The sequence below is a fragment of the Telluria aromaticivorans genome (assembly GCF_013003915.1).
In the GTDB taxonomy this organism is placed as follows: domain Bacteria; phylum Pseudomonadota; class Gammaproteobacteria; order Burkholderiales; family Burkholderiaceae_D; genus Telluria; species Telluria aromaticivorans.
Genome location: NZ_JABAIV010000005.1, coordinates 326,923 through 338,336 on the forward strand (window position 1 = coordinate 326,923; position 11,414 = coordinate 338,336).

Below are 11,414 nucleotides of genomic sequence, written 5' to 3' on the forward strand. Positions count from 1 at the left end.
GAAACCCGCCCACCCTACAACTGCCCGCCTGACAAAAATATGCCGAACAATCCTATCCCAGTGATCGCCATCGACGGCCCGACCGCCTCCGGCAAGGGCACGGTTGCCTCTCGCGTCGCCGAGCGCCTCAGCTTTCACCTGCTCGACTCAGGCGCGCTGTACCGCCTGACCGCCTTGCAGGCGCTACGCCGCGGCGTCGAGCTGCGCGACGAGCACGCTATCGCCAAGCTGGCCGAGCACCTGCCTGCGCGTTTTGTCGGCGGTGACGTGTTCCTGAACAACGAGAACGTGACGGCAGCGATCCGCGCGGAAGAAGTTGGCAACATCGCATCGAAGATCGCTGCGCTGCCGACCGTGCGCCATGCGCTGTTCGCGCTGCAGCTGGGCTTCCGCGAAGCCCCCGGCCTGGTGGCCGATGGACGCGACATGGGCACCGTGATATTTCCTGGCGCGAAGTTAAAAGTTTTCTTGACCGCAAGCGTCAAGGCACGTGCCGAGCGCAGGTATAAGCAATTGATTGACAAAGGAATTTCTGCTAATATGGACGATCTGCTGGCGGATTTGCAGGAGCGAGACGAACGCGACACAAAGCGCGCGATCGCCCCGCTGGCCCCGGCGGCAGATGCGCATCTCCTCGATACCTCCGATATGACGGCTGCGGAAGCGGTCGAACAGGTGTTGTCGTGGTATGCGCATGCTTGATTTCGACGCCTGAGTTTGGTGTTGAAAGTTTAGAAATGGCGGTTTGCCCGGAGTTGTCAGCCTAAAAACCGTCATTCCGGCGCAGGCCGGAATCCAGGTTCGTTGCGTCATCGTTGGCTCGAGTCATCGCCGCGGGAAACGCACAGGAACTTGGGGCAAACAATGCCAGTGGCATTGTTTGCGACTGCGCCGGGATGACGTGCTGGAAGAGGTGGTGAATGTAGCAGGTGCGGCAGTTCATGCGCCTGGTACGCAAGCCCAACAACAGCACATCGTCCTGTAGGGTGCCTGCGACAACAATTCTGTTTTCGCAGGTGTGTTTCAACCTAACCCCAGTTCAGTCCGCATTATCGTCGGCCTGCTGGGCTAACTCGAGTAATAACCTTTATGTCTACTGCAACCACCGAAGCAACCGGTATGGAAAGCTTTGCCGCCCTGTTTGAAGAATCGCTGTCGCGTCAAGACATGCGTTCGGGCGAAGTCATTTCCGCTGAAGTCGTGCGTCTGGATCACAACTTCGTGATCGTCAACGCAGGCCTGAAGTCGGAAGCCTTCATCCCTATCGAAGAATTCAAGAATGACCAGGGCGAACTGGAAGTCGCTGTTGGCGACTTCGTTTCCGTGGCCATCGAATCGCTGGAAAATGGTTTCGGCGATACCATCCTGTCGCGCGACAAGGCCAAGCGCCTGGCATCGTGGCTGGCTCTGGAAAAAGCAATGGAATCGGGCGAGATCGTCACCGGTACCGTCAACGGTAAAGTCAAAGGCGGCCTGACCGTCCTGACGAACGGCATCCGCGCGTTCCTGCCGGGTTCGCTGGTCGACACCCGTCCGGTCAAGGACACCACCCCATTCGAAGGCAAGACCCTCGAATTCAAGGTCATCAAGCTGGACCGCAAGCGTAACAACGTCGTGCTGTCGCGCCGCGCTGTCATCGAAGCTTCGATGGGCGAAGAGCGCCAGAAGCTGATGGAAACCCTGAAAGAAGGCACCGTGGTTACCGGCGTCGTCAAGAACATCACCGACTACGGCGCGTTCGTGGACCTGGGTGGCATCGACGGCCTGCTGCACATCACCGACCTGGCATGGCGTCGCGTGCGTCACCCGTCCGAAGTCCTGTCGGTTGGCCAGGAAATCACCGCCAAGGTCCTCAAGTACGACCAGGAAAAGAACCGCGTCTCGCTGGGTGTCAAGCAGCTGGGCGACGATCCTTGGACCGGCCTGTCGCGTCGTTACCCACAGAGCACCCGCCTGTTCGGTAAAGTCACGAACCTCACCGACTACGGCGCGTTCGTCGAAGTCGAGCAGGGCATCGAAGGCCTGGTGCACGTGTCGGAGATGGACTGGACCAACAAGAACGTGGCTCCAAACAAGGTTGTCCAGCTGGGCGACGAAGTGGAAGTCATGGTCCTGGAAATCGACGAAGAGCGTCGCCGTATTTCGCTGGGCATGAAGCAGTGCAAAGCGAATCCATGGGACGACTTCGGCGTCACCCACAAGAAGGGCGACAAGGTCAAGGGTTCGATCAAGTCGATCACCGACTTCGGCGTCTTCATCGGCCTGCCGGGCAACATCGATGGCCTGGTCCACCTGTCGGACCTGTCGTGGACCGAAGCCGGCGAAGAAGCCGTGCGTCGCTTCAAGAAGGGCGACGAGCTGGAAGCCGTTGTCCTGGCAATCGACGTCGAGCGCGAGCGTGTTTCGCTGGGCGTGAAGCAGATGGAAGGCGACCCGTTCAACACCTTCTCGTCGATGAACGACAAGGGTTCGCTGGTGACCGGTACCGTCAAGTCGGTTGAGCCAAAAGGCGCCGTGATCTCGCTGAGCGAAGAAGTCGAAGGCTACCTGCGCGCTTCGGAAATCTCGCGTGACCGCGTGGAAGACGCCGGCACCCACCTGAAAGTGGGCGACACCGTCGAAGCACTGGTCATCAACATCGATCGCAAGGCTCGCAGCATCCAGCTGTCGATCAAGGCGAAAGACAATGTCGAGACCCAGGAAGCGATGAGCAAGCTGGCCAACGACAACAGCGCTGCTACCGGCACCACCAGCCTGGGCGCACTGCTGAAGGCCAAGTTCGATAACAAGAACTAATAGTTCCTGAGGCGACGAGATGACCAAGTCCGAGCTGATCAACCGACTGGCTGAGCGTTATTCCCAGCTGGTGGCGAAAGACGCGGAATTCGCTGTCAAGACCATCCTCGATGCGATGACCAACGCCCTGGCGACCGGGCAACGCATCGAGATCCGCGGTTTCGGCAGCTTCGCGCTGAACAGCCGGCCCCCGCGCATCGGCCGCAACCCGAAGTCCGGCGACAAGGTGATGGTGCCCGAAAAACGGGTGCCTCACTTCAAGCCGGGCAAACAGTTGCGCGAGCGGGTGGACGCCATGGTCGGGCAACCGATCGTCGAGGACTGAGGTCTTCTGGAGTCGTCTGCGAACTGGCAGGCAAGAACGGCGTCCCCTTGGGGATGCCGTTTTTTTTGGTGGGTTCGTCGTGGCTCAGCCGCCCGGCAGCCTCACGCCTTTTGAAATATCATGTTGGATATGCGACACTTCGCCATTGCGCACTCAACCAGCGGTCACTTCCGATGAAATTTGTTTCAACCATCGCCGGCTTCATCCTGTTCGTGCTGTTCTTCGGCTTCGCGCTGAAAAACACCCAGGAAGTCGACCTGCATTTCTTCCTCAACTATGAATTGCGCGGCCCGCTCGTGCTGATGCTGCTGGCTTTCTTCATCGCCGGCGCAGCCCTTGGCATCCTGGCCCTGACGCCGACCGTGTTCCGCCAGCGCCGCCAGACCTCGCAGCACAAGAACACCATCCAGGCCCTGCAGAGCGCCGCCGGTACCGGCGCCGCCCAGCCGCAGCCGGATGCCGTGAACCCGGCGCTGTAAGCTCTGCTTACACGCCACAAAGAATAAAAACACATGGAATTCGAAATCTGGATGCTGCTTGGCATCCCCTTTTTCTTCGGCCTGGGCTGGATCGCCGCCCGCGTCGACATCAATGAAATCGTGTCCGAGTCGCGCTCCCTGCCGCGCGGCTACTTCAAGGGCCTGAACCACCTGCTCAACGACCAGCCCGACAAGGCCATCGATTCCTTCATCGAGATCGTCAAGCTCGACCCGGAATCGGCCGACATGCACTTTGCCCTTGGTAACCTGTTCCGCCGCCGCGGCGAGATCGAGCGCGCCATCCGCGTCCACCAGAACCTGCTGTCGCGTCCCGACCTGCCGGGCGAGCAGAAGGCCCAGGCCCAGTACGAACTCGGCATGGACTATTTAAAAGCCGGCCTGCTGGACCGCGCCGAAGAGACCTTCAACCTGCTGGTCGACACCACCTATGCCGTGCCGGCGCGCCGCGCGCTGCTGGAAATCTACCAGCGCGAAAAGGAATGGCGCCGCGCGATCGATGTCGCTTGTGGCCTGCAGGAATCGGGCGCCGGTGCGCGCCAGAAGGAAATCGCCCAGTTCTATTGCGAGCTGGCGCAGGACGCCATCGTGCACCTGCAGCCGAGCGACGCCATGGAACTGCTGGACAAGGCGATCCAGGTCGACCGCTCCAGCGTGCGCGCCACCATCCTGTATGGCGACGCCCAGCTGGCCCAGGGCGACGTCGAAGCCGCGATCATGACCTGGCGCCGCGTCGAGCACCAGAGCGTGCCGCACGTGGCGCTGGTGGCCGCACGCCTGATGGATGGCTACCGCAAGGTGGGGCGGCCGCAGGAAGGCGTCAACCTGCTGCGCGCCTACCTGCTCGAGGCCTCGTCGATCGACCTGGTGGAGGTGGTATTCAAGGCCGTCATCGAACTCGATGGCGTGGAGGCGGCCAAGCAGCTGGTGATCGAGGAACTGCGCCGCAACCCAACCCTGCTGGGCCTGGACAAGCTGCTGGAAGCGCGCCTGATGGACGCTCCCGCCCACGTCTGGGAAGAGCTGTCGATGGTGAAGAACCTGGTGCAGCGCTACACCCAGAAGCTGGCGCGCTACCAGTGCAGCCACTGCGGCTTCAAGGCGCGCCAGTTCTACTGGCAATGCCCGGGCTGCAGCCGCTGGGAGACCTACCCGCCGCGCCGTAGCGAAGAACTCAACGTGATGAACTGATGCGGCGCATTGCCGCATCGAGAAGACAGACCCATGACCGACCTGACCCCGAGCCGCCTGCTGGCGACTGACAGTTTCCGCCACCAGGCGGCCCCGCAACTCTCGAATGTCCGCCTGCTGGTGGTGGGCGACGTCATGTTAGATCGCTACTGGTTCGGGGAAGTCTCGCGCATCTCGCCCGAAGCCCCGGTGCCCGTGGTGCGCATCGAGCGCCGCGAAGAGCGCCTGGGCGGCGCCGCCAACGTGGCGCGCAATGCGGCCGCGCTGGGCGCCCATACTGGCCTGCTGGGCGTGACCGGTAACGACGAAGCGGGCGACGAAGTCGAGAAACTGCTGGCCGGCGCCGCGATCCACAGCTACCTGAAGCGCGACGACGCGATTTCCACCATCATCAAGCTGCGCGTCATCGGCCGCCAGCAGCAGATGGTGCGCATCGACTTCGAGGACGCCCCGACCGAAACCGTCCTGCGCGACAAGCTCGACCAGTTCAAGGCGCTGCTGCCCGACTACGACGTGATCATCATGTCCGACTACAACAAGGGCGCGCTGGTAAACGTGGCCGAGATGGTGAAAGCTGCGCGCGCGGCCGGCAAGATCGTGCTGGTCGACCCGAAGGGCGACGATTTCTCGCCCTACCAGGGCGCCACCATCCTGACCCCGAACCGCTCGGAACTGCAGCGCGTGGTCGGCACCTGGAAGACCGAGGAACAGCTGACGGAAAAGGCCCAGCGCCTGCGGGTCGAGCTGGGCCTGGACGCGCTGCTGCTCACCCGTTCGGAAGAGGGCATGAGCCTGTACAGCGCCGGTGAAGTGCTGCACGTGCACGCCGACGCGCGCGAAGTGTTCGACGTCTCGGGCGCGGGCGACACCGTCATTGCGACCCTGGCCGCGATGCTGGGCGCAGGCGCGCCGCTGGCCGAAGCCCTCGCCACCGCCAACCGCGCAGGCGGCATCGTGGTCGGCAAGCTGGGCACGGCGACCGTGACCCGGGAAGAACTGTTCCCCGGTTGAGCTCGATCAAACCCGGCCCGTCAACGGCGGCCGGGCAGCTCCGTTAATGCAGGGATGGGCGGCGTCGCCGTCCAGCCTGCGAAAACCAACGGAGAAAAAATCACATGATCAAGAAACTGATGCTTGCTGTCGCCGCACTGGTCGCTTCGACCAGCTTTGCCTTCGCCCAGGTAGACGTCAACAAGGCCGACGCGGCGCTACTTGACGGCGTCAAGGGCGTGGGCCCGAGCATGTCGAAAATGATCCTCGACGAACGCGCCAAGGGCGAGTTCAAGGATTGGGCCGACTTCCAGCAGCGCGTGAAGGGTGTCGGCGACAAGAAGGCCATGAAGCTGTCCGAGGCCGGCCTGCAGGTCAACGGCAAGGCCAAGGAAGGCGCGGCTGCCAAGCCGGCTGCGGCCAAGGCCGAGAAAACCTCGGCCAAGACGGATGCCAAGGCCAAGCCGGCGGAGCAGAAGGCGGCGATGTAAGCTCATACGGACCAGAACGAACCCGCGGCGACGCGGGTTTTTTCATTCCGCGAGCAAAACCTTCTCGCCGCAAAATATTCAATTCCGTCACTTATATTGAAATGTTGGCGATAACCCAAATTGTCTGTTGGGTTGCAACAACATTAATGACGAATTTGTTAGCGGAACCCTGTCTATAAGATACTCTACTGATTGCCGCTGGGAAACTAAGAATGCGCATTCCGCGCACCGGTCCAGCCCCCATTCCAACGATATCGCCATGACAAAGAAGTCCCTGACTATCGGTGCCCGCCTCGCAATCGGCTACGGTGCTGTTTTCTTCCTGATGATAGTCCTGACTGGCCTGGCCATCAGCCGGGTCGGACAGATCGACCAGACGCTAAACCGCATCAACGACGTCAACAACGTCAAGCAACGCTACGCCATCAATTTCCGCGGCAGCGTCCACGACCGTGCGATTGCGCTGCGCGACGTGGTACTGGCCGCCGACCCGGCTGCCGCTGCCGCGCCAAATGGCCTGATCAAGACCCTGGACGAGAATTACGCCCGTTCGGCCGGTCCGATGGACAAGCTGTTCCAGGAGCTGGCGGAGGTTTCTCCGGCCGAGAAAGAAGCGCTGGCCGCCATCAAGGAACAGGAGCGCCGCACCAAGCCGCTGATCGAGCGCGTCAGCGCGCTGCAGGCCGCAGGCCAGGTACAGGAAGCCAATGCAATGCTGGCGCAGCAGGCGGCGCCGGCCTTCGTGGACTGGCTGGCCAGCATCAACCGCTTCATCGACCTGCAGGAAAAACTCAATAACAAAGACGCCGCCGGCGCGCGCGCCGTGGCTTCCGGTTTCTTCGGCTGGATGGTGCTGCTGTGCGTGGGCGCCATCGCAGCCGGCGCCATGGGCGCCTGGTATATCGCCCGCGGCCTGCTGCGCCAGCTCGGCGGCCAGCCGGACTACGCCGCCTCGATCGTCGGCGCCATCGCGGCCGGCGACCTGGGCGTCAAGATCGAGACGGCACCCAACGACCAGGGCAGCCTGCTGTTCGCCATGAAGGGCATGCGCGACAGCCTGGTGGGCATCGTCGAGCAGGTGCGCAACGGCACCCTGAGCATCGCCAGCGTGTCGACCGAGATCGCCAACGGCAACCGTGACCTGTCGGGACGCACCGAACGCCAGGCCGGCACCCTGGAAGCGACTGCCGCGTCGGTGGAGCAGCTCACCGCGACCGTGCGCCAGAACGCGGACAATGCGCGCCAGGCCAATGCACTGGCGGAATCGGCGTCCGAAGTGGCGCTGCGCGGCGGCGCCGTGGTGTCGCAGGTAGTGGAGACGATGGCCTCGATCAACGCCTCGTCCAAGAAGATCGTCGACATCATCGGCGTCATCGACGGCATCGCCTTCCAGACCAATATCCTCGCGCTGAACGCCGCCGTGGAAGCGGCCAGGGCCGGCGAGCAGGGCCGCGGCTTTGCGGTCGTGGCCACCGAAGTGCGCAGCCTCGCGCAGCGCTCGGCGGCGGCGGCCAAGGAGATCAAGGAACTGATCGGCAGCTCGGTCGAGCGCGTCGATGCCGGCGCGCGCCTGGTGGATGAAGCCGGCACGACCATGGACGATATCGTCGATTCGGTACGCCGCGTCACCGACATCATGGCCGACATCACGCACGCCAGCGCCGAACAGAGTACCGGCATCGGCCAGGTCAACGATGCGATCGGGCAGATGGACGAAGCCACGCGCCAGAATGCGGTGCTGGTGCAGCAGGCGACGGCATCGGCCGCCTCGCTCGAAGCCGAGGCCGGCCGCCTGGCGCAGGTGGTGAGCGTGTTCCGCTTGCACGAGGCACGGCAGCCAGGCGCTGCGCCGACCAGGCTGGCGCTCGCCGCCTGATGAGCAACAAGGCTGCCGCGGCAGCCTTTTTTTATGGGCTAGGCAGGGCTGTGCCCGCCATGCTGTGTATTGACTGACACCAAGCAATCCGCGTGAGAAGATGTGCATATCGACTCGCACACGACAACCAGAAAGGTACTCATGCCTCACGCACGCATCTCTTCATCCCTGTTAGCAGCACTCCTCGCTGTGGCAGCCGGTTCCGCCGCTGCCGCAGCTGCAAGCCCGGCCGCCCCGGACGTCAAGCGTCAGCAGCCCCAGATCAACAAGATTCTGGCGGAAATCTCCCCCAAGCGCATCGAAGGCTATGTCGCCAAGCTGGTGAGCTTCGGCACTCGCCACACCATGTCGGAAACCGAATCCGAGACGCGCGGCATCGGCGCTGCCCGGCGCTGGATCAAGGCCGAGCTGGAAAGCTGCGGCGCCGGCACGCCCCTTCAGGTGGCCTTCGACAGCCACATCGCCCCGGTGTCGGCGCGCATTTCGCGCCCGACCGAGATCGTCAACGTGGTCGCCACGCTGCCGGGCACCCAGGCAGCCTCGAAGGACCGCATCTATGTCACCAGCGGCCACTACGACTCGCGCGTGACCGATGTGATGAACTACACCGCCGACGCCCCCGGTGCCAACGACGACGCCTCCGGCACCGCCGCCGCCATGGAACTGGCCTGCGTGATGGCCAAGTACAAGTTCGACGCCACCATCGTGTTCATGGCGGTCGCTGCCGAAGAGCAGGGCCTGCTGGGCGCGCGCCACTGGGCGGAACAGGCGCGCAAGAACAACCTGAACGTGGCCGGCATGTACACCAACGATATCATCGGCAGCTCGCGCGCCGACAATGGCAAGGTGGACAACAAGCAGGTGCGCCTGTTCTCGCAGAGCATCCCTGCCACCAAGGAAATGAGCGAGGCCGTGCGCCAGCTGGTGGCCACCGGCGGCGACAGCGATTCGCTCTCGCGCCAGCTGGCCCGCCATACCAAGGAGCAGGGTGAGCGCTATGTGAAGGGCTTCAAGGTGTCGGTGATCCACCGCGCCGACCGTTACCTGCGCGGGGGCGACCACATGCCCTTCCTGGAGCAGGGCTATGCGGCGCTGCGTTTTACCGAACCGGCCGAAGACTTCGCGCACCAGCACCAGGACCTGCGCACCGAAAACGGCAAGGTGTACGGCGACCTGGTGGAGTTCAATGACTACGATTACATCGCCAGGGTGACCAAGGTGAACGCGGCCGCGCTGGCCTCGCTGGCGCTGGCACCGGCTGCGCCGCAGAACGTCAAGCTGCGCACCGACAAGCTGACCAACGATTCGACCCTGGTGTGGCAGGCGAATGCGGAACCGGACCTGGCCGGCTACCGCATCGTGTGGCGCGAGACGACCGCGTCCAACTGGCAGGGTGCCAAGTGGGTCGGCAACGTGGTCGAGGCAACCGTGGACCTGTCGAAGGACAATGTGTTCTTCGGCGTGCAGGCGGTGGACAAGGACGGCAACGTCAGTGTCGCCACCTACCCGCTGCCGCAGCGCTGATTTTCCGTAGGCTGGGCGGCTTTCCCTGGCGCCTTGATCCGTCCGAAACGCGAACGCCGTCCACGCGTTCAAGCGCAATTCGAGCAGCCTTGGCGTCTGCTCACGAGATTTGAAAGCGTGGGCGGCGTCAGCGCCGCGGGCTGGCCAGGCTGCCGGGTTGAGCCGCGCCGCCCTACGGTTCGCGGCAGCTCCAAACGCCACCTTGCCGTCCGGATTAGAATAGCGGTTTAGGAAATCGCGAGAGAGCAAGGAATGGCTTACAAGACCATCGAAGACACGATCGGCAATACCCCGCTGGTGCGCCTGGTGCGCCTGCCCGGCGCGGACGCAGCCGCACGCAACAACATCATCCTTGGCAAGCTCGAAGGCAACAACCCGGCCGGCTCGGTGAAAGACCGCGCCGCCATGTCGATGCTTCTTGGCGCGGAAGAGCGCGGCCAGATCAAGCAGGGCGATACCCTGATCGAAGCAACCAGCGGCAATACCGGGATCGCACTGGCGATGGCCGCCGCGATCCGCGGCTACAAGATGGTGCTCTTGATGCCGGACAACCTGTCGATCGAGCGCCGCCAGAGCATGGCCGCCTATGGTGCGCGGATCATCCTGACGCCGAAATCGGGCGGCATGGAATACGCGCGCGACATGGCCGAACAAATGCAGAAGAACGGCGAGGGCATCATCCTCGACCAGTTCGCGAATGGCGACAATCCGCGCGCCCATTATGAAACCACCGGCCCGGAAATCTGGCGCGATACCGACGGCCGCGTCACCCATTTCGTCAGCGCCATGGGCACGACCGGCACCATCATGGGCGTGTCGCGCTACCTGAAGGAACAGAAGGAATCGATCCGCATCATCGGCGCCCAACCGGAAGAAGGCTCGTCGATCCCGGGCATCCGCAAGTGGCCGGAAGCCTACCTGCCGAAGATCTACGAGCGCGCGCGCGTGGACCAGGTGGAGTCGGTCGGCCAGGCCGCGGCCGAACAGATGGCGCGCCGCCTGGCGGCCGAGGAGGGCATTTTCTGCGGCATCTCGGCGGCAGGCGCCTGCGAAGTGGCGCTGCGCATCTCGCAGACGGTCGAGAATGCGACGATCGTGTTCGTGGTCTGCGATCGCGGCGACCGCTATCTGTCGACGGGCGTGTTCCCGGCTTGAAGCGAACGCTGCAGCCAACAAAAAAGCCATCCGACGGATGGCTTTTTTACTACCTGCAGTCCAGGAAGCCGATCTACACGACTGCACAACGCGCGTCGCGACGATTACCCTCCTGGCTACAACTGGCGTGGCAACAACAGGGCCGTGGCCCTGCACTGTGCCAGCCGGCGATTACGCCTCTTTCGATGGCGATGCGCCTTCTTTCGGCTTGAACTGCTTGTCGCTGATGCGGAACTTGGCGCGGCGGTCGCCCATCAGGTAACGCAGGTCGCGGATCGACAGGTCGCTGACTTCGTGCATGCGGATCAGCAGCGAAGCGCCGACCGGCAGGCGGTGGTGGCGGATCTTCGAGATCACCGGCGGCGCCACTTCCAGGGCACGCGACAGTGCAGCGTCGTTCTTCAGGCGCAGGTTCTCGATCAGGGTGTCGAGCAGGCGGTTCGGGTTGTATTGCAGGAGTTCATCGGACTCCGAATCGCTGTTCATATCGATGCCGACTTGGTTTGTCATGATTCAATATCCTATTTTGGGTTGGACGGAGTCCCCATGCGGCGCTCGACTCCGAATCT

General features: G+C 63.1%; 11 protein-coding genes. 10 read left to right on the plus strand and 1 reads right to left on the minus strand.

Annotated features, from left to right (window positions below):
• The first annotated feature begins 39 nt into the window (after positions 1-39).
• The 10 genes from cmk (at position 40) to cysM (ending at position 10,845) form a co-directional block, all read left to right on the plus strand.
• The gene (gene cmk / locus HGB41_RS16175; RefSeq protein WP_171086257.1) at positions 40-702 is read left to right on the plus strand and encodes a (d)CMP kinase; all 663 of its coding nucleotides are present in this window, start codon (positions 40-42) and stop codon (positions 700-702) included.
• Positions 703-1,119: 417 nt separating this feature from the next.
• On the plus strand, positions 1,120-2,796 hold the full coding sequence (rpsA, locus tag HGB41_RS16180) for a 30S ribosomal protein S1 (RefSeq protein ID WP_171086369.1): 1,677 nt from the start codon (positions 1,120-1,122) through the stop codon (positions 2,794-2,796).
• A gap of 19 nt (positions 2,797-2,815) precedes the next feature.
• Positions 2,816-3,121 carry an integration host factor subunit beta gene (locus tag HGB41_RS16185; protein ID WP_171086259.1) on the plus strand — a complete coding sequence of 102 codons (306 nt, stop codon included), beginning with the start codon at positions 2,816-2,818 and terminating at the stop codon, positions 3,119-3,121.
• A 173-nt stretch (positions 3,122-3,294) separates the two neighbouring features.
• Positions 3,295-3,600, plus strand: coding sequence for a LapA family protein (locus HGB41_RS16190; RefSeq protein ID WP_171086261.1), 306 nt, complete (start codon positions 3,295-3,297; stop codon positions 3,598-3,600).
• 33 nt (positions 3,601-3,633) lie between these two features.
• Entirely contained in the window at positions 3,634-4,809 is a 1,176-nt protein-coding gene (gene lapB, locus HGB41_RS16195) for a lipopolysaccharide assembly protein LapB (protein WP_171086263.1), read from the plus strand.
• 33 nt (positions 4,810-4,842) lie between these two features.
• Entirely contained in the window at positions 4,843-5,820 is a 978-nt protein-coding gene (gene rfaE1 / locus HGB41_RS16200; protein ID WP_267874204.1) for a D-glycero-beta-D-manno-heptose-7-phosphate kinase, read from the plus strand.
• Positions 5,821-5,924: 104 nt separating this feature from the next.
• Complete coding sequence (locus HGB41_RS16205; protein ID WP_171086265.1) at positions 5,925-6,290, plus strand: ComEA family DNA-binding protein; 366 nt, start codon at positions 5,925-5,927, stop codon at positions 6,288-6,290.
• A gap of 259 nt (positions 6,291-6,549) precedes the next feature.
• Positions 6,550-8,166: a methyl-accepting chemotaxis protein gene (locus tag HGB41_RS23870; RefSeq protein WP_171086267.1), complete on the plus strand. Its 1,617-nt coding sequence runs from the start codon at positions 6,550-6,552 to the stop codon at positions 8,164-8,166.
• A gap of 189 nt (positions 8,167-8,355) precedes the next feature.
• On the plus strand, positions 8,356-9,690 hold the full coding sequence (locus HGB41_RS16215) for a M20/M25/M40 family metallo-hydrolase (RefSeq protein WP_371868533.1): 1,335 nt from the start codon (positions 8,356-8,358) through the stop codon (positions 9,688-9,690).
• A 252-nt stretch (positions 9,691-9,942) separates the two neighbouring features.
• A complete protein-coding gene (cysM, locus tag HGB41_RS16220; protein WP_171086271.1) occupies positions 9,943-10,845 on the plus strand; it encodes a cysteine synthase CysM in 903 nt (300 codons plus the stop codon).
• 171 nt (positions 10,846-11,016) lie between these two features.
• Here cysM and HGB41_RS16225 read toward each other — a convergent pair whose 3' ends face one another.
• Positions 11,017-11,355 carry a hypothetical protein gene (locus HGB41_RS16225; RefSeq protein ID WP_171086272.1) on the minus strand — a complete coding sequence of 113 codons (339 nt, stop codon included), beginning with the start codon at positions 11,353-11,355 and terminating at the stop codon, positions 11,017-11,019.
• Positions 11,356-11,414: the final 59 nt, after the last annotated feature.

Coding starts and splice junctions, on each gene's coding strand:
- HGB41_RS23870 (WP_171086267.1), top strand. CDS start 6,550: ATGACAAAGAAGTCCCTGACTATCGGTGCCCGCCTCGCAATCGGCTAC.
- cmk (WP_171086257.1), top strand. CDS start 40: ATGCCGAACAATCCTATCCCAGTGATCGCCATCGACGGCCCGACCGCC.
- HGB41_RS16185 (WP_171086259.1), top strand. CDS start 2,816: ATGACCAAGTCCGAGCTGATCAACCGACTGGCTGAGCGTTATTCCCAG.
- HGB41_RS16205 (WP_171086265.1), top strand. CDS start 5,925: ATGATCAAGAAACTGATGCTTGCTGTCGCCGCACTGGTCGCTTCGACC.
- lapB (WP_171086263.1), top strand. CDS start 3,634: ATGGAATTCGAAATCTGGATGCTGCTTGGCATCCCCTTTTTCTTCGGC.
- HGB41_RS16225 (WP_171086272.1), bottom strand. CDS start 11,355: ATGACAAACCAAGTCGGCATCGATATGAACAGCGATTCGGAGTCCGAT.
- rpsA (WP_171086369.1), top strand. CDS start 1,120: ATGGAAAGCTTTGCCGCCCTGTTTGAAGAATCGCTGTCGCGTCAAGAC.
- HGB41_RS16190 (WP_171086261.1), top strand. CDS start 3,295: ATGAAATTTGTTTCAACCATCGCCGGCTTCATCCTGTTCGTGCTGTTC.
- cysM (WP_171086271.1), top strand. CDS start 9,943: ATGGCTTACAAGACCATCGAAGACACGATCGGCAATACCCCGCTGGTG.
- rfaE1 (WP_267874204.1), top strand. CDS start 4,843: ATGACCGACCTGACCCCGAGCCGCCTGCTGGCGACTGACAGTTTCCGC.